The sequence below is a fragment of the Chryseobacterium sp. KLBC 52 genome, from assembly GCF_003347605.1.
Lineage (GTDB): Bacteria > Bacteroidota > Bacteroidia > Flavobacteriales > Weeksellaceae > Chryseobacterium.
Map to the genome: position 1 here is coordinate 102,599 of NZ_QDFZ01000001.1, position 19,946 is coordinate 122,544.

Genomic DNA, 19,946 nt, shown 5'->3' on the forward strand with positions numbered 1-19,946 from the left:
TTGCTGTAAGCCAGTTATGTATTGTTATGGTGTATCTCTGTAGTATCTGTTCTTTTTGTTTTTTATTGAAAATAATTAAGTTTTGTATAAGGTTTCATTTGTATGAATATGTACTTTTTTATACAAAATAGAAAGCGTGCATAAGAAAACCTGCAATATGAATAATTTACCAAATACTTAATCAAAATAATTTTATTAAAGGAATGAACGCCAATCACCATCCTACACTCATCGTCTTAGCGGCCGGAATGGGCAGCAGATATGGAGGTCTTAAACAGATAGATACATTTACCCCGCAAGGAGATACCATTATAGATTTTTCTTTATATGATGCTTTGCAGGCTGGCTTTAAGAAATTTGTTTTCATTATCCGTAAAAGTTTTGAAAATGAATTTAAGTCATTAATAGAAAGTAAAATAAAAGGAAAAGCTGAACTAGAATATGTATACCAGGAGATCGACAGTGTTCCTCAGGAATATCTGAATCCGGAACGTACCAAACCATGGGGAACAGGGCATGCCTTACTGCTTACAAAAAATGTGGTTCACGAAAATTTTGCCATTATTAATGCTGATGACTTTTATGGGAGAGATGCCTTTATGGTGATGTACGATTTTCTAAAAAATACAGATATCAACTCTTATCATTTTAGCATGATAGGCTATTCACTGAAGAATACAGTTTCAGACCACGGCTATGTTTCCCGGGGAGTATGTGAAGTAGATGGTAATGGAAACTTATTGAACGTCACAGAAAGAACATATATAGAGAAATATAATAATATGTTAAGGTATAAGGATGAAAATGAACACTTTATAACAATTGATAAGGATGTAACCGTCTCAATGAATTTTTGGGGATTCACCCCCAGGTGTTTTGAATTTGGCGGCGATTCTTTTAAGCATTTTTTAGAAAAAAACAGAGAGAGCTTAAAGGCGGAATATTATTTACCTACTTTGGTTGCCGACAGTATAGCATCCGGAAAGGTTAACGTAAAACTCCTGAAATCTGATGACAGGTGGTTTGGAGTTACCTATCCTGAAGATAAAGAAATTGTACAAAAGAATATTTCAGAACTAAGAATGAAGAAACTTTATCCGGAGAATTTATGGGAATAATCTGACATTAGGAAACCCCTTTATTCATTAGACCAGGCAATAGTAGAAACAATAGAATATGATGAGAGATGGAATAGTGAAAGGTAAGAATAGTATTCTTTTCAATGATAAAATAATTAATTAAAAATGTAGAAATACAAATTCTATACATAAATTTAATTTTAGCACTTCCCAAAACCAAATTAATATGTTAAAAAGCACAATAGATTCCTCTACAGGATTCGAAAAAAGATTTGAAAAAATAGAAACAGTAATCTTCACAGATTCACTTTCAGCTTCAAAATCTGTAGCAAAAGAAATTTCTGATCTTATACGCGTCAAACAGTCTCAAAAACAACCTTGTATTTTAGGGTTGGCCACAGGTTCCTCACCCAAGAGTTTATACGCAGAACTGGTAAGAATGCACAGAGAAGAAGGTCTGAGCTTCAAAAACGTAATTACTTTCAACCTTGATGAATATTATCCCATGGAACCGGATTCCGTACATAGTTATGTTCGCTTTATGAAAGAATTATTGTTTGATAAAGTAGATATTCTTCCCGAAAACTATCACATTCCTGATGGAACATTATCCAAAGAAAAAATAGCAGACTACTGTACAGAATACGAACTTAAAATAGAAGCTTTAGGCGGGATAGATTTGCAGGTTCTGGGTATTGGGGGTAATGGTCATATCGGATTTAATGAATCAGGTTCTCTACAAAATTCCAAAACGCGTCTCGTAGCTTTAGACCATATTACAAGAGTGGCAGCGAGCAATGAGTTTTTGGGACTTTCAAATACTCCGAGAACAGCCATTACACTGGGAGTGAAGAAAATAATGGAAGCGAAAAGAGTAATACTCCTGGCGTGGGGGGAAGCTAAATCAAATATTATAAAAGAGTCTGTAGAAGGCCCTGTAACCAATCTGGTGCCGGCTTCCTATCTGCAGGAACACAAAAATGCTACTTTTGTATTAGATCAGGCAGCAGCTCAAAAACTAACCCGAATTAATACACCATGGCTGGTAGAAAAAATAGAATGGACTGATACATTGATCCGAAAAGCCGTTTTGGGACTCGCCCAAAAAATAAAAAAACCTGTATTAATGCTTACCGATTCGGATTATATAGAAAACGGAATGAGCGATCTGTTGGCAGACAAAGGACCAGCTTACAATATCAATATTCAGATTTTCAATAAATTACAACACACCATAACCGGTTGGCCGGGAGGTAAGCCAGGAGCAGATGACAGCAATAGGCCAGAAAGAAAAGCCCCGGCCAGGAAAAGAGTTCTAATATTCAGTCCGCATCCTGATGATGATATTATCAGTATGGGGGGAACTTTCATAAGGCTGCACCAGCAGGGACATGAGGTTCACGTTGCTTATCAAACCTCCGGAAATATAGCCGTAGCAGACTCTGAAGCATTGCGGTTTGCCAATTTTGTGTGTGATTACAACAAAATGTTTGGCATAGAAAATAATGCAGCACAAAAAATTTTTAACAAGGCAGCCAAATTTTTGCAAAATAAGAAAAATAGTGATGTAGATATTCCTGAAGTAAGACATATCAAGGGCTTAATAAGAAAAGGAGAAGCAAAATCCACCTGCTATTACGTGGGAATACCAGACAGCCAGATTCATTTTCTGGAAATGCCCTTCTATGAGACAGGCAGAATAGAAAAAAAGCCATTAAGTACAGAAGATATAGAAATTGTAACAGATATCATAGACAGAGTAAAACCACATCAAATATATGCTGCTGGTGATTTAGCAGATCCTCATGGAACACACAAAGTATGTTTAGATGCTGTTTTTGAATCTGTTAAAAATTTAAAATCGAAGGAATACATGAAAGATTGCTGGTTATGGCTATACAGAGGAGCCTGGAAAGAATGGTCTATAGAAGAAATAGAAATGGCAGTTCCACTGAGCCCGGACCAGATTTTGGAGAAACGCTATGGAATTTTCAAGCATCAGTCTCAAAAAGATGGAGTCGTGTTCCAGGGAACAGACATGAGAGAATTCTGGCAACGAGCAGAAGAAAGAAACAGAGAAACAGCAGAGACTTATCACAAAATGGGTCTTGCTACTTATGCAGCCATGGAAGCTTTTGTAAGGTGGAAATTCTAAAAAAATAAAATTCCGGATTAAGCAATAAGCAGGGTAGAAACCCAATGTTCTTGTAGATGCAGCAGACACTGCTAAAGAAATCTACTTCCTAAAGGTATAGGAGGAGTTATGCCCATATATATGGAATATAATGCAGAAATTTCCGTCTGTTGGGCAAGTTGTTGGGTAATTGTAACCGAAATTCTTTGCATTCTATTCCATACTTTGGCAGGAAGTAATTCTTCATCAATACAAATCTATCAATCTGATTGAGGTACACCTTGCTGTAGATTTTGTTGAAGCAGTTAATGATGGTTTTGGAAAACCTCTTCTGCTGATGCACAGTTCTTCTTCTTTCACGAGTAGGTCTAAAACGTGCTTAATGAAGATATTTATTAATCTTTAAAAAAACTCCATATTTAATTGTAATAGATGAAAAATAAAATTCAAACGCTCTTCCCATGCAGAAATCAACAAAATAAATAAATCTTTTTTCTTTAAAAAGAAAACCAGAAAATGTAAAGTCTGCCAACCACAATCAATCAGTTGTGGACTCAAAGGCATATTGGAATAATTTTCAAACTGGTGGTAAAAGGACAAAAACTGGTGGTTACCAGTATGGATGTGTACGGTAAAAATATACATTTGAGTAACAAATAGTTAACTTTTAAGTAATAGCCGGTTCCCACTCAGGCAAGGAAACTAATAAGAAAGATGAGTACGAATGCAACTACTCTTAGATAAAATGATATTCCAATAAAAACTTTAGAAAAATATGAAGAAAAAAAAGATTATTTTGAGTGCAGTCCTGATGTCATCAATAACACTTGTTCATGCCCAGGAAACGAAAAGCAAGCCTTCGGACACCGTGAAGAAAGTGAAAAATGTGGAAGAAGTTGTTTTAGTAGGATACGGAAAACAGAAAAAAGGAACTGTTTCCGGATCTATAGTTTCTGTGGATAAAAAAATACTGCAGGACCGCCCTACAACAAGCTTAACAGCCAGTATACAAGGAGCCTTGCCCGGGGTTACAATTAAGTCTAAATTAGGAGATGTAGGTTCTGTACCTGATTTAAATGTAAGAGGGAGAAGTGTTGCCGGTAATTCACCACTTTATATTATCGATGGTATTCTCTCCAGTGCTGCAGATTTTTCCAGGATAAGTCCGGCTGATGTGGAAAATATAAGCATATTAAAAGATGCTGCGGCAGCCATCTATGGTACAAGAGCTGGCTATGGGGTCATTCTTGTCGAGACCAAAAAAGGCGGCGGAGGTAAGATGAGTATAAGTTACAATATGTATAATGCCTATCAGACCCCTACTTATTTGCCAGAATATGTAGATGCTGTTGGATACATGAAATTAAAAAATGAAGCCTATTTCAATGCTGATCATAATGTTGGTCTTTTTTCCCAGTACAAGCAAGAGCAAATAGATCTTACAGCTGCAGGTACAGATCCGGACAGATATCCTAACACAGACTGGTATAAATCAACTTATAGAAAAATGGCCAATGTTCTTAATAATGAGGTGAATGTATCAGGTGGAGATAAAGTTCGTTATTTTGCAAGTTTAGGGTATTTGAAACAGGAGTCTCTATCCCCTACGAAGGGAATGGATCGTTATTCTTTCAGAACAAATACCTCCGCCAGATTAAGTGATAAACTTACAGTAAATTCTAATATATCGTTCATCAAACAAATGATCACTGACCAGGGTGGTGGTATTAATACGATAGAATTGGCCAGAATGTCTCCTACCATGGCACTTAAACAATCCAATGGATGGTGGGGATCCGTTAATGCGGGCAAAGTAGATAATACATTTGCCAATACCAATCCTGTGAGAAATAATACTGAAGGTGGAGATTTCAGGTCAAATGATCAAAAATTTATGGGGGCGTTATCCGCCAGCTACGCTCCTGCAAAAGGCTTCAATATAGATGCTCAGATCAGTTATTCAAACTGGAATTACCGCACAGGTTCTTTCGTAAATACATTAAATCCTGTATATAATTTTTTAACTAAAGCTCCTATTAGTGCAACAGCGAGAGCTATTAACAATTATTCTGAGTCCTGGAATTCCGATGAATTACTTAATACCCAGGTTCTGGTGAGTTATGAAAAAAATATCTCATCACATTATTTTAAAATTTTGGGAGGAACTTCTTATGAAGACTATACCGCAAGATCGATATATGGCAAAAAATCCAATATACCCAAAGATGGATTGCATTCTTTAGGTGCTCTCAGTACGCTGGATGGAACCTTGGATGAATTGAATTCTAATACACAGCAATATGCTTTCCAGTCTGCTTTCGCCCGCATCAATTATAATTATCAGGAAAAATATTTTTTAGAAGGTATTATAAGAGCAGATGCATCTTCGCGTTTTGCTAAAGAAAACAGGTGGGGCTATTTTCCAGCATTTATGGCTTCCTGGAGGTTGGATAAAGAAAATTTTATTAAAAACCTGAATTTTATCAATACCCTGAAATTGAGAGGGTCTTATGGAGCCGCTGGCTCTATCAATACTATTGGTTATTATGACAGCCAGACCTATATGGATAATGATTCTTCAGTTCTGGGGAATGCTATAGTAGGAGCAGTGTTACCTGGCAAACTGGGCTTTTCAGATATAGGCTGGGAAAAAATTGTTACCAAAAATATAGGCCTGGACGGATCTTTATTCAATAATACCTTCACTTTCTCAGTAGATTTTTATAACCGTCTTACAAAAGGGGCTTTAATGAGCAATCAGTTAGAATACGAGACAGGTGTGGCCCCAAACCAGGCGCCGCCAATTAATGCAGGCAATGTAGAAAATAAAGGGGTAGAAGTTACTGTGGGATATAATAAGAATTTTGAAAATGGTGGCTTTTACATCAATGCCAATTTTGCTAAAAACCAGAATAATATTCTTTCACTTATCAATAACAAACCTTTGTACAATGATTATTGGATCACACAGGTAGGAGGTCCAATTGGTGATTTCTACGGGTATAAAACTGCGGGTCTCTTAACCCAGGAGGATATTAATAATAATTATCCCAGATTATACAGTGCCTCTCAGCCTGGCGATATAAAGTATGTAGATATTAATGGAGACGGCGTCGTTAATGAGAACGATAGAACAGTAATTGGAAATGATGTTCCCAGTTTTACCTATGGTCTGAGCATAGGTGGCAGATATAAAAATTTTGATCTCAGCGTGGTAGGGCAAGGGGTAGCCAATGTTCAGGTATATCTTGATAAAGAATCCTCTCAGGCATTTTTCAACGGTGCAGGGGTAAAACAATATGTTTTAGATAACAGATGGACTCCTGAAAACCCCAATCCTGATGCTTTGTACCATAGGATACTGCCTTCTGGAGGAGGAACTCAGAATATAGGGGTTACTTCAGATTTCTGGCTTTTTGATGCCAGCTACTTCAGGATCAAGTCTGTCACATTGGGATATTCCCTTCCTCAGGAAGTAATCAGCCGCATAGGGTTGAAAAAAATCAGAATATATACGAATTTAGAAAATTACTTTACGCTGAGAGGTGACAAAAGAGTAAAAGACTTCGATCCTGAAATGCCCAGTGCACGTTCCTCATACCCGAACTTAAAAACCATATCGTTTGGTATAAATGCAGCCTTTTAACTTAATATGAAATATCAAAATGAAAAGAATAAAATTTATATTACTGTCAGTGATCTTAACTATAATTATTGGTTCATGTAATTTAGACAGGTTTCCGGAAGATAAAATATCCGAAGATACATTCTGGAAAACTGAAAAAGACGCTACCATGGCGCTGAATGGCATTTATAAATACTTGTCCGGTGCAGCTTACCTAAGTTTATATAATGATTGTTACACAGATAATTCATATGCTCAATATCCCTGGGAGACAATGGCAGTAGATGCATCTGCAGGAAATATACTTCCTTCTACAGATTTCGGATATGACTTTACTGCAATCAGAAGTGTAAATACCTTTTTAGAGCATATTGATCAAATTCCAATGGACAAAGATCTTGCTAAAAGATATATCGCAGAAGCAAGATTTATAAGAGCTTTTAATTATTTTGATTTATCTCAGCGCTTCGGAGCTCTTCCGTTAGTGCAGAAATCAGGCGAATTGGATGGCGCCTCTCTTACACCTGTCTCTGAAGCCGCAATTGATGATTTTGTAACCGGTGAATTAAATGCCATAGAAAACGATTTACCGGCTATCTATACTTCCGGTCAGGATAAAGGTAGAATAACAAAAGGAGCTGTATTGGCATTTAAGGCAAGAGTATATCTATATACAGGAAAATATAAAGAAGCTTATGAAGCAGCTCAACTGGTAATGAATTCCGGAACTTACGGACTTTTCAATACGTCTTCAGTAGACACAAGTACAGACTATGACAGCTTCGTTACTTTTACTTCTACCACAGATAGAGATAATTTTTATAAAGGTTTAAGTAATTATCAGGCATTATTCTGGGCTAAAAATGAAGGTAGTATAGAATCAATTTTAGAAGCTCAGTATGTACCGGATTCAAAAGGAATACACAGCAACTACATGACGCTTCTTCTATTGCCCAATGAAGAGAGCGGATGGAGCTCTATCACTCCTACAATCGATATGGTGAATGCCTATTGGAAAAAAGATGGAACCGCATTTATCCCCCCTTCTGCTGCTGCAAGGGCTGCAAATTATAATGATGGAAACCCAAATAATGCCTACCTGGACGAGTTCAAAAACAGAGACACACGATTGTATGCAAGTATTATGCATCCTAATGGCCCATGGTCTTATCTGAAAGGTTTCGGAACAGGCAACCTGTTCACATGGGGGAAAGGAGGAAACAATACATCAAAAATTGGCTATAACTATAAAAAAATGGCAGATTACGGATCATTAGATGAAAACTTAAATGCAAGTAACAATTTTATGCTGATTCGGTTTGCAGAGGTACTGCTTACTTATGCTGAAGCAAAAAATGAATTGTACGGGCCAGATTCCTCCATTTATGATGCATTAGACAAAATAAGAAGCAGAGTAGGTATGACCGTAGTCAGCAGAACACAAACAAAGGAGACTTTGAGAGATATTATCAGAAATGAACGAAGAATAGAGTTAGCCAATGAAGGGCAAAGATTCTACGATATCAGAAGATGGAAAATTGCACCCGATGTGATGAAAACAGTGTATGATATCACCAATACACAGGTCGCAACAAGAGTGTGGAATGACAAATTTTACAGATTCCCTTACCCTCAGACTGCCGTGGACTTAAATCCGAAATTAAAAGAAGCTCAGGCAGCAAAAGGATACTAAATATAGATTACAAAGATCAGTAGTATTCAACTGTCAATTAATTAAATAAACACGTATGAAAAACAAATTATTTTTTCTGATATTATTGATATCAGCAATCTCCAGAGGCCAGGATTTTTCATCAAAGAATGCCGTACGGGAAGAAGATGATGATGAAGATATTGAGTATGAAATTAAACATAAGTCGATGTCCTGGTTCTCAGATATGAAAGATTATGCAGACTATTTTAAAATCAAAGCAAATTTTGACAAGTATTTTGGAAAACACAGGTGGGAAAAAAGTAAGCCGCGAAGCCTCGGTGAAGACTGGCTCAGAACCAAACTGTTTTATCTGGATGAAAACGGAAAAGTAGTTCCGGAACCTTTGTTGATAAGCCATTCAAAAACCAGCAACAGCCCGTTAATAACTACGCAGACCCAGGTGGGAAGCTGGTCTATGATTGGTCCTTTAAACAGTGCCAGTACATCTTACTCAGGTAAGGGAAACCATGGAGGGTATGTATATCTGAATAAAATTGATCCTACTGATCCTCAGAAGATATTTGTATCTTTTGTAACCGGTGGCTTATGGCGTACAACCGATGGGGGATCAGTCTGGAATCTGGTAGATAACGGTTTTCCGGATTCTAAATATAATGACGTAGATGTCTGCATTGCCAATCCGCAAATTGTGTATGCATTAAGCGACAGTCAGCTCATTAAATCTACCGATGGAGGACTTAACTGGCTTTCAACCGGTATGACCGCTGCTAACTATCCCGGTAAAGCATATGATATTGCCGTTTCGCCTGTGAATCCTGATATTGTGGTTGTTCGTTGGGGAACATCGCTATATCGTACAACTGATGGCGGGAATTCCTGGAATGAGGTTTATACTGGGCTTCCTAATTATTCAATATGGGACTCATCCATACACAGCGAATGTTTGGAATGGGATCCCAATGACAGTAATTCTGTTTATTTTGCCAGTACTTCCAATACTAATGTTTTCAAAGTTTATAAGTCTGTGGATCAGGGATCAAGTTTTTCCCAGTTGAATTCAACCACATTGGATACTTCCGCAAATGGCCAGATCATTGGGTGGACGAAAGTTTTTTTACCTGTTAATAATACGACTTCATTCTACGTAGCGGCAGGTACTGGTTCAAGTGCTTATGGTCATAATGCAGTTCAATTATACAAATTCAATAAATTAACAGGAAATGTAGAGCTTACCAGAATCAATATGGTTTCCGGCATTGGAGATGTGTATAATCATGATCCGTTACTACACCACGGAGATATTCAGATGGACCGTAAAGATGAAAATAAAATAGCCTACGGAGGCTATGGAAATCAAAAAATACATATTTCTACCAACAATGGTGCTTCATTTTCACTAGCATCAGGAACTACGCATTCCGATATCAGGGCCATTGATTTTGTCAACGGAAAGTTAGTCGTAGGAAGTGATGGGGAAATGACAGATTCTAATGATTTGGGAAATACTTTAACAACAAAAACCAATAGTATCAGTAATCATGAATTGTGGGGATTTGGCAGTGCATTTAAAAGTAATCTGGTAGCGTCAGGAAATAACCATGGCCCTGCTATGATCAAAGAAAGTGGAAATGGGTTTACATGGTATAACGGTACAGGTGCAGATCAGGGGAACACAGATGTAAATCCTTTGGATGACCGTTATATTTACAGCCAGGGATATAGTAATTATCGTTATTTCAGAACCGGTGTTCATACTTTGGTAGAAGAACCTAATTTTTTAGATTTGGGAGGAATCTATGATTATTTCAATTCTATAGAATTTCATCCTAATAAATATTACAGCATTATTACCCATCATGCAGGTCAATATCCGAATGGAAATCCTAATCTCGCAACTTGGAAAAACTCTCTTATCAAAACCGAAGATAACGGAAACAGTATTTCTATTATTAAGACTTTTACTAAACAGGTTTTCAGAGAAAAAATTTCTGCCAAGAATCCAAATATAATGATTGTTGTAGAAGGTATTACCAGTAATAAGCTTTGGAAAACTACAGATCAGGGAGTTACCTGGACAGATATAACACCCGATACAACCATCACATTAGGTCCCAAAAATATATCAGATATTGCTATCGGAGATAATAATCCTAATGAAATTTGGGTTACTTACAGTGGAGTTCAGCAAGACTGTAAGATTTTAAAATCCAGTGATGGCGGATCCACCTGGCTGAACCTTACTTCTTCTGTATTAACCTCATCTCCTCTTACTAAAATTATATTTCAAAGAGGTTCTAATGGCGGAGTATACGTAGGTAATAAAGCTGGCGTATTTTATAGAAATAACAATATGAACAATTGGACGATGCTGGGTAATGGTCTTCCTATGTGTGATATACGCTTTATGTTTATTAATTATAACGAAAATAAGTTAAAAATAGGAACTTCCAGAGGAGCCTTTGAACACACTTTGTATGAAATAAGCCCGCCTAGTGCTCTGATTTCAGCTGATAAAAGCAAAATATATTGTCCGGTAACAGAAAATGTACAGTTTAAAGATTATTCAGTAGTCCGTAATGCCGTCGCAACATGGCAATGGAGCTTCCCTGGTGGAACTCCTTCAACGTCTTCATTGGAAAATCCGATAGTATCTTATAAAAATGCGCCGAATGGATTGTATTCTGTAACATTAACGGTAACAGATCAGTATGGTACCAGTACACAAACATTAAATAATTTTATTGAAGTCAATAATCAGTGTGGATCAAGCCAGCCCGATGGTATCCCTGGAAACAGTATAAAACTTACCGGTGACAGTAATAAAGATTACGTGGAAATCAATGATCTGAATATTAACAAAAACTCATTTACCTTCTCCTGCTGGATTAAACCGGATGGAGTACAGACGGATTATAGTGGTATTTTTATGTCTCAGGGTGATACGAGTGCGTTTGGAATGAATTTTAACGGTGGAAATAATACCATAGGTTTTCACCCGGGGTGGTCGTGGTCTTCAGGTTTGCAGGCTCCTCCAAATCAATGGACACATGTAGCATTGGTAAGCAATGGGATCAACGTAAAAATATATGTTAATGGAAAAGAAAGTGTGAACAGTACAGCATTGCCTTCAGAAATTGTTAATACTTTATTTTTAGGAAGTTATGGAAGAGGTTTTTCTAATAGGTTCACCAAATTGGAAATGGATGAAGTGGCTATATGGAACAGAGCTTTATCAATAGATGAGGTCAGACAATGGAGACATCTTACAAAAAGCACAGCAGGAAGCCCTATACTGAACGGTTTAGTATATTATCTTCAGTTTAATGAATCAGTGGGTAATATTACGATCAATAAAAATAACTCTAATACTGCAGCCTCATATAAGGGCAGCGGGTATACAAGATTATTATCTAATGTTCCTGTTTTTCATGGAGTAAGCGAGAAGATTAATATCAATTCTTCCGGGTTAAAAGATTTTACCAACGCAGGAATATCTATGGAATTTGCTCCGGGAACCTATCCTAATGGTGATGTTTGGGTGTCGAGAGGCAGTATAAATCCTGATCAGCTGCCTGATAGTAATACGAACTTTGGCTTTTATTCTATTGTTAATAATTATGGTGCTAACCAAACATTTGCTCCGCTTACCTCACTGTCTTTTTATAAGAATGCTGATTTTGCTAATTATCCTTCAGCATCTTCTTACCATCTTTTCAAAAGAGGAAGTAATGATTTCGGAAATAGCTGGGGAAGCAGTATTGACAATGCAGATACTGTTTCAGGAAGTGGGCTTAATACAAAAGTAACCTTTAATAACGGGCTTAACGTTAACTCTTTCAGTCAGTTTATACTAACCGTTAATTCACCTGTGTTATCAGCTCTTAATCCTGTAAAATCCAAGGTTGCTCATCCCCAGATCGTTTCCAATCCCATATTACATGGTACTCCTATTTCTATACGTTTACCAGAAAAATGGATAAGTTCTCATCTGATCATTTATGATGCTTCAGGAAGAAAAATTGCTGAGAAATTCAATTTAAAAGCTGATGAAAATATATTGCTTAACCTTCCTCAGGGAACTTACACGGCATTATTTATTAAACAATCAGATAAGTATATCGAAAAATTCATTATTAAATAAATTTGAATTGATAAATTCCCACACTTTTGATGTGGGAATTTTATATGACCAGACGTCACAATTTACAGACAGAAACTGAATTTTATTTCTCCACCAACCGATGAATTAAAATTAAGCAGTAAATTGAGCAGACCTATTGTATGAGCTATATTTCTGAAATAAACAGAGTCAGCTTATTAAATAAAGTAGTGAATAAATGATCTATATTTTTGAAAGTCCTGCGATCACAAAAGATGATACAGTTGTTTTATCTCTAATATTGATCTCACGTTCTTACAGTAGTATACAATATAAATTAATATATAAAAACCAAGGTACATGAATACCGTTTTAAATTCAAAAAATCAAAAAATTTTACTCCTGAGTTCTTTTCTTGTTTTCTTCACCGGAAGAACTCAGGCTCAAAAAATTGAAAATGTTTCTAAGAAAGGAGAAACTTCTGTAGAAGTCTTGTTTTCTGACAACAAAAAATTATTAATAGATTTTTACGGAGAAAATCTTTTTAGATTATTTTTAGATCCCAAAGGCGGAGAAATGAGAAACCCGGAAGCATCACCTCCCGCTCAGATTCTGGCAGATCAGCCCAGAAAAAAAGTAAAAGAAATTGCGGTCAGTAATTCATCACAGACTGTTTCTGTTTCTACGGCTAAAACTAAAATAGAAATTGAAAAAGCAACCTCTTTATTTAAAGTATTTGATCTGAATCTTCATAAAGAAGTATTTTCCTTTATGGCTCCCATAGAATTTAATTCTAAAGAAGTCGTGCTGACATTATCTCAGGGAAAAGATGAATATTTCTATGGGGGCGGCGTACAGAATGGGAGATTCTCTCATAAAGGAAACACTATTTTTATTGTAAATCAGAATAACTGGACTGATGGTGGTGTAGCATCTCCCAATCCTTATTATTGGTCTACAAACGGATATGGTTGTATGTGGCATACTTTCAAAAAAGGATACTATGATTTTGGTAAACAAAATAAAAATGAAGTGAAGCTGGCTCATGAGACCGATTATCTGGACGTTTTCTTTATGGTAGATGATACCCCCAAATCTTTGTTGAATGATTTTTACCAGCTAACAGGAAACCCTGTGCTCTTACCCAAATTTGGTTTTTATGAAGGACACCTTAATGCGTACAACAGAGATTACTGGAAGCAGGATGACAAAGGGATACCATTTGAAGACGGAAAAAAATATAAAGAGAGCCAAAAAGATAATGGCGGAGTTAAAGAATCATTAAACGGCGAAAAAAACAATTATCAGTTTTCTGCAAGAGCAGTGATAGACCGGTATAAAAATACGGATATGCCTTTAGGATGGATATTGCCAAATGATGGTTATGGTGCTGGCTACGGACAAACAGAAACGTTGGAAGGCAACATCGCCAATTTAAAATCATTTGGAGATTATGCCAGAAAAAATGGAGTAGAAATAGGATTGTGGACACAATCAGATTTACATCCTAAAGAGGGAGTCGCTGCTCTTTTGCAGAGAGATATTATAAAAGAAGTGCAGGATGCCGGGGTAAGAGTGTTAAAAACCGATGTAGCCTGGGTAGGTAATGGCTATTCATTCGGCTTGAATGGTATTTCAGATGTCGCTCAGATAATGCCACGATATGGTAACGGAAGCCGGCCTTTTATCATTTCACTGGACGGATGGGCAGGTTCACAGCGATATGCAGGTATCTGGACAGGGGACCAAACAGGGGGAGAGTGGGAATACATCAGATTTCATATTCCTACGTACATAGGTTCAGGCTTGTCTGGCCAGCCTAATATTACTTCGGATATGGATGGTATTTTTGGCGGGCAAAACCCGGTTGTCAATACCAGAGATTTCCAATGGAAAACCTTTACTCCCATGCAGCTGAATATGGATGGCTGGGGAGCCAATGAAAAGTATCCGCATGCTTTAGGTGAGCCGGTTACTTCTATCAACAGAAACTATTTAAAATTAAAGTCGAGCTTACTTCCTTATGCTTATAGTGTGGCTAAAGAAGCTGTAGACGGATTGCCAATCATCAGAGCAATGTTTTTGCAGCAGGCTAATGATTATACCCTCGGAAAATCTACTCAGTATCAGTATCTCTATGGTCCCTATTTTTTAGTAGCTCCCATATATCAAGCCACAAAAACGGATAAAGAAGGGAATGATATCAGAAATAATATTTACCTCCCTAAAGGAAACTGGATTGATTACTTCACAGGACAAACGTATGAAGGGGGAATTATCTTAAATCATTTCGATGCTCCCATTTGGAAGCTTCCTTTATTTGTGAAGCCAGGTGCTATTATTCCCATGGTAAATGCTAATAATAATGTTCATGAAATCAATAAAAAATTAAGGATTTATGAAGTGTATCCTTCAGAAAAATCCAGTTTTACAGAATATGATGACGATGGTATTACCGAAAATTATAAGAAAAATGAATCTGTATATACGCTTATAGAAAGCAATGTAGTGAAAAATACAGCTGTCATAAGTATTTCTCCTGCTCAAGGTAACTTTAAAGGTTTTGAAAAAGAAAAAATGACAGAATTCAGAGTTAACGTTACTCAAAAGCCATCCGGTGTAAAACTTTCTGTTGGAGGTAAAAATGTAAATCTGAAAGCAGTAAATACATTAGATGAATTCAACAAAGGAGCAAACGTCTTTTTTTATAACAGCCAACCGGAATTCAATAATTTCTCTACAAAAGATTCCGGATTTTCAAAGGTTTCAATTACCCGAAACCCTCAACTTTGGGTAAAAACAGAAATTACCGATATCAGCAAAAACAAAGTAGAGCTTGTCATTAAAGACTACCAATTTATTAGTTCTAATCAATTGAAAAATAATTCCGGGGCATTGGCAGAAGCTTTAAAACCTGTCACTTCAGAAAATACAAACACCGCCAATTCCATATTGCCATCCTGGAATACAATACCTAATGCAGATTACTACGAAATACTGCATAAAAATATGGTTTACAGTAATATAAAAGATAATTCTTTCCTGTTTGAAGGATTAGCTCCTGAAACAAAATATGATTTCAAAGTAAGAGCTGTCAATAAAACCAATACTTCTGATTGGGTTTCTTTTTCATCCCACACCAATAAAAATCCTTACGAATTTGCAATTAAAGGAATAAAAGCCACCGCCACTATTCCAAGCCAGGAAGGAGAAGAGATAGAAAACCTTTTTGATCAGGAAGTGAGTACAGGCTGGCATTCCGATTATGAAAACAGCAAGGTTCCTTTTGAAATGATTTTGGATTTAGGCTCTGTTAATACAATAAGTAAATTAGAATATATTCCTAGAAGCAGCGGTTACAACGGAATATGGATGAAAGGTAAAATTGCGTATAGTGATAATAAAAAAGACTGGACAGAGCTTGGCTCTTTTGTCTGGGATAAAAATAACAAACCTAAATCTTTAGATTTTGCTGCACATCCTGCCACAAGATTCATTAAAATTGAAGTCAGCAGTGCCTTCAGAAACTTTGCTACCGGAAATGAATTATACATATTTAAAGTGCCGGGTTCCACCAGTTTACTTCCCGGAGATATTAATAATGATCAGAAAATTGACAGGAATGACTTTATTTCATATATGAATTATACAGGGTTGAGAAAAGGTGACTCTGATTTTGAAGGATATATCAGTAAAGGAGATATTAATAAAAATGGTTTTATCGATGCATTGGACATCTCCAATGTCGCTATAAAAATAGATGGAGGAGTAAACAATGAAGAAGTGAAACCACTGCAGGGCAGCATTTCAATTTCTGCTTCAAAACAACAATATGCTAAAAATGATATTGTTGAAGTAGTAGTAAAAGGGAATAACTTGCAATCTGTAAATGCATTAAGTTTTGCTATTCCATATGACCAGCAGGAACTGGAATATATAGGCATTACCCCAGTACATATTGAACAAATGGAAAACCTGACCTATGACAGACTGCACACCAATAAAGAGAAGGTACTATATCCTACACTCGTTAATGTAGGACAAAAACATCCTTTAGAAGGCACAACGGATTTGTTCATCATTAAATTTAAAGCAAAACGAAGCGGATCATTTAATATAAAAGCAACGAAGGGATTACTGGTTGATAAAACATTGAATTCTATTGATTTTTAATGACGAAGTTTAAAGCTAAAAATAAAGGCTCGGATTGTATAATCTGAGCCTTTGTTTAAAAATAATTACAGCGAGTTCCTTATGATTAAATTAGAAGCATTTTCAATTCTTCCTTCTTTGGTATTAAGAACCATTTCTGCTAAAATCTTTCCCATTTGCCAAAAATCCGTAGAAATCGTCGTAATGCCATTTTCTACAATACCTTTAAGGGGCGTTTCGTTGTAGGAAATAATTCCGAAATCCTTTCTGATCTTTAGCTTCTGCTTTTTAGATTGTTTAATGACGTTGACCAGATGCTTGTCATCCGGAATAATAAATACATCTCCATTCAGTATTTCTTCATCAATGAAATTACAGATAACCTTATGCTTCATTTTATACTGCTCACAAAAACTGGTAAATCCTTCTACCATACCTACAGGCTCTTTTTGTCCCGGGAAAATAAGAATTAATCTTTGATAGGCTTCAAGCATCGTTTTCGCCTTTAATAACCCACTGTACATGTCCTTTGCGAAATTCTGATGTACCGATGAATATTCCCTTAAAAATAAATTGGTTTGATCCAATATATAAACATCCTTCTTGGGAAGCATCTTAATAATGGGAGCTGTATCATTCATATTCCCGGGCATAATGATATATTTTGTGTAGTTCCCGTTGTTTTCTTCTATTAATTTCTTGAAGACATCAATATTAAAATAGTGGAAAAATACATGTACATTCGCTCTTTGCTGTATCTCCTCCAAAAATGAATAATAAAGGTTTTCCTTAAAAGCATTCAGTTCATCAAACAGTAAAAAGATGCGCTCTTCAAAGTTCCAATCAGTACTTTTTATATAGTATCCTTTACCCAAAATAGCATTTACTATTCCTTTCTTTTTTAGCATTTCGTAGGCATACAGGACAGTGTCTCTGGAAACCCCGAATTCCATACACACTTTATTGATAGAAGGCAGTTTGTCATTTTTTTTTAAAAGTTGTTGGGCAAGAGCTTGTTCAATGGAATTTATAATCTGTTGGTATTTAGGAATAACTGAATCGGGGATTATTTTAATAAGCTTCATACTATTGCCGGTTTTTTTAACTAGTAGTAAATATACAAAAACTGGTAGGATCAAGTATGGAAGTGTTTTCCAAATTTATACATTTGGCAGTGTATGGCTTTCTTTTGTATGGTTTCGGTTTAAAATTTTAAATTTTATTCTAAATGATACAATAGGATTGCTGAACTATTGAATACTTTATAGTGCATGAAATTGCTGAAAAGGTATAGAAATATATGATAAACTTACTATAAAAATTTTTAAGCGTGGGAAAACTATCGATACTTGATTTTGCTACATTTCTGATTTATTTTTTTGTTGTAACAGCATATGGCCTATGGATATACAAACGAAAAAAATCCAAAACTACAGGAATTAAAGATTATTTTCTCGCAGAAGGCTCGCTTACATGGTGGGCAATCGGAGCGAGTTTGATTGCATCTAACATTTCCGCAGAACAATTTATTGGGATGAGCGGCGAAGGCTTTTTCACAGGAGTAGCGGTAGCCGCCTACGAATGGCTGGCTGCCATTGCACTTATAATTATTGCAGTATGGTTTATTCCTATTTATCTCAAAAATAAGATTTATACGATGCCTCAGTTTTTGGAAACACGGTATAATAAGGCTGTTTCTCTTATTATGGCTGTCTTTTGGCTGTTTTTATATGTAATTGTTAATCTTACTTCCATTCTTTATTTAGGAGCTGTAGCTATAGATTCATTGCTCGGTGGAGGGCATCTGCATATCATTATGATTGCACTTTTACTAATGGCTTTGATTATTGGATTAGGTGGAATGAAAGTCATTGGCTACACGGATGTTATCCAGGTGGCCGTTCTTATTATTGGTGGCTTTGCTACAGTTTATATGGCACTACAGGTTGTGGATCAAAGAATTAATGGTGTTGCTGCTGGAAATGCTTTAACGGGTTTAAATACCCTTTTGAAAGAAGCTCCGGGACATTTCAACCTCATTCTGAGTAAACCACAAATTACCACCACTTGTTTACCAATGCCAGAAAATTTAGAAGTTCGGAAATATATAGCTTTGCCAGGTTTAGCAATGTATTTTGCTGGGCAATGGATTGTACAACTTAATTATTGGGGATGCAACCAATACATTACCCAAAGAGCATTAGGAGCAGACTTAAAAACAGCAAGAACGGGAATTTTATTTGCAGGATTTTTAAAACTTTTTATGCCTGTAATTGTTGTACTTCCCGGGATCGCGGCTTACGTACTCTATACAAAAGGTCATTTGTCCAATTTTAATGGGGAAAAAGACAGTGCTTATTCTGCCATCCTGGGGTTGCTGCCATCTGGTCTTAAAGGTCTTGCTGTGGCTGCTTTAACGGCTGCAATAGTAGCATCTCTTGCCGGAAAAGTAAACAGTATATCCACCATTTTTACTTTAGATATTTATAAAAAATATATAAAAACAAACACCTCAGAAATACAAATGGTAAGAACAGGACGTTGCGCCATTATAGTGGCGATGCTTATTGCTTTGGTATTTACCTGGACAGATATTTTGGGAATCGGTGGAGAAGGCGGTTTCACATTTATACAAAAATATACCGGTTTTATTAGTCCCGGTGTATTTGCGATGTTTATTTTAGGGATGTTTTGGAAAAGAACTACCGGAACAGCTGCGATAGCTGGAGTTATTCTCGGCTTCTTATTATCTGTATTCTTTAACAGTTTTGCAGTTGAGCTATTTGGAAAAGAAACATGGATGTATACAGCATTTACTTATGAAAAGTTGGAAAATGGTGTGGTAAAAACCATTACAGAAATTCCTTTCCTGATCAATATGGGTTGGTCCTTTTTCATTACTGTAGTGGTAATGGTACTCTTAAGTGTTTTAGGGCCAAAAGTAAATCCAAAAGCTTTTGTTACAGACAAAAAGATGTTCAATGTGGACAATAGAACATTATTCCTGATCGTCCTTATTGTTTTGCTTCTGACTGCTATTTATGCTCGTTTTTGGTAATTTTTAGCAGTTGGCGGGAAAGTGCAGGTTCAATAGAATTTACAATTTGCCGGTATTGGATGACAACCGGATCTGGAATTATTTCCATCATCTTTCAATATTTTTTTTAACTGGTGGTAAAGCT

At 36.3% G+C, this 19,946-nt stretch carries 8 protein-coding genes; 7 read left to right on the plus strand and 1 reads right to left on the minus strand.

The features are described from left to right. The first annotated feature begins 203 nt into the window (after window positions 1-203). The 6 genes from DDF69_RS00480 (at window position 204) to DDF69_RS00505 (ending at window position 16,785) form a co-directional block, all read left to right on the plus strand. Window positions 204-1,118, plus strand: coding sequence for an NDP-sugar synthase (locus DDF69_RS00480; RefSeq protein ID WP_114819052.1), 915 nt, complete (start codon window positions 204-206; stop codon window positions 1,116-1,118). Between the two features lie 181 nt (window positions 1,119-1,299). Next, entirely contained in the window at window positions 1,300-3,234 is a 1,935-nt protein-coding gene (nagB, locus tag DDF69_RS00485; protein WP_262510843.1) for a glucosamine-6-phosphate deaminase, read from the plus strand. Between the two features lie 754 nt (window positions 3,235-3,988). Next, entirely contained in the window at window positions 3,989-6,859 is a 2,871-nt protein-coding gene (locus DDF69_RS00490; RefSeq protein ID WP_114819054.1) for a SusC/RagA family TonB-linked outer membrane protein, read from the plus strand. Between the two features lie 19 nt (window positions 6,860-6,878). Continuing rightward, window positions 6,879-8,531, plus strand: a complete 1,653-nt coding sequence (locus tag DDF69_RS00495) for a RagB/SusD family nutrient uptake outer membrane protein (protein WP_114819055.1) — start codon at window positions 6,879-6,881, stop codon at window positions 8,529-8,531. 55 nt (window positions 8,532-8,586) lie between these two features. Next, a complete protein-coding gene (locus DDF69_RS00500; protein WP_114819056.1) occupies window positions 8,587-12,654 on the plus strand; it encodes a LamG-like jellyroll fold domain-containing protein in 4,068 nt (1,355 codons plus the stop codon). A 318-nt stretch (window positions 12,655-12,972) separates the two neighbouring features. Beyond that, the gene (locus tag DDF69_RS00505) at window positions 12,973-16,785 is read left to right on the plus strand and encodes a TIM-barrel domain-containing protein (protein ID WP_114819057.1); all 3,813 of its coding nucleotides are present in this window, start codon (window positions 12,973-12,975) and stop codon (window positions 16,783-16,785) included. Window positions 16,786-16,850: 65 nt separating this feature from the next. Here DDF69_RS00505 and DDF69_RS00510 read toward each other — a convergent pair whose 3' ends face one another. After that, window positions 16,851-17,849: a GntR family transcriptional regulator gene (locus DDF69_RS00510; protein WP_114819058.1), complete on the minus strand. Its 999-nt coding sequence runs from the start codon at window positions 17,847-17,849 to the stop codon at window positions 16,851-16,853. Window positions 17,850-18,094: 245 nt separating this feature from the next. Here DDF69_RS00510 and DDF69_RS00515 point away from each other — a divergent pair, with 245 nt between their 5' ends. After that, window positions 18,095-19,822: a sodium:solute symporter family transporter gene (locus DDF69_RS00515; RefSeq protein WP_114819059.1), complete on the plus strand. Its 1,728-nt coding sequence runs from the start codon at window positions 18,095-18,097 to the stop codon at window positions 19,820-19,822. Window positions 19,823-19,946 lie beyond the last annotated feature (124 nt).

What these genes read in the sequence shown, in the direction of transcription:
- DDF69_RS00480 (WP_114819052.1), top strand. Translation starts at nt 204, where the DNA reads ATGAACGCCAATCACCATCCTACACTCATCGTCTTAGCGGCCGGAATG.
- DDF69_RS00490 (WP_114819054.1), top strand. Translation starts at nt 3,989, where the DNA reads ATGAAGAAAAAAAAGATTATTTTGAGTGCAGTCCTGATGTCATCAATA.
- DDF69_RS00495 (WP_114819055.1), top strand. Translation starts at nt 6,879, where the DNA reads ATGAAAAGAATAAAATTTATATTACTGTCAGTGATCTTAACTATAATT.
- DDF69_RS00500 (WP_114819056.1), top strand. Translation starts at nt 8,587, where the DNA reads ATGAAAAACAAATTATTTTTTCTGATATTATTGATATCAGCAATCTCC.
- DDF69_RS00505 (WP_114819057.1), top strand. Translation starts at nt 12,973, where the DNA reads ATGAATACCGTTTTAAATTCAAAAAATCAAAAAATTTTACTCCTGAGT.
- DDF69_RS00510 (WP_114819058.1), bottom strand. Translation starts at nt 17,849, where the DNA reads ATGAAGCTTATTAAAATAATCCCCGATTCAGTTATTCCTAAATACCAA.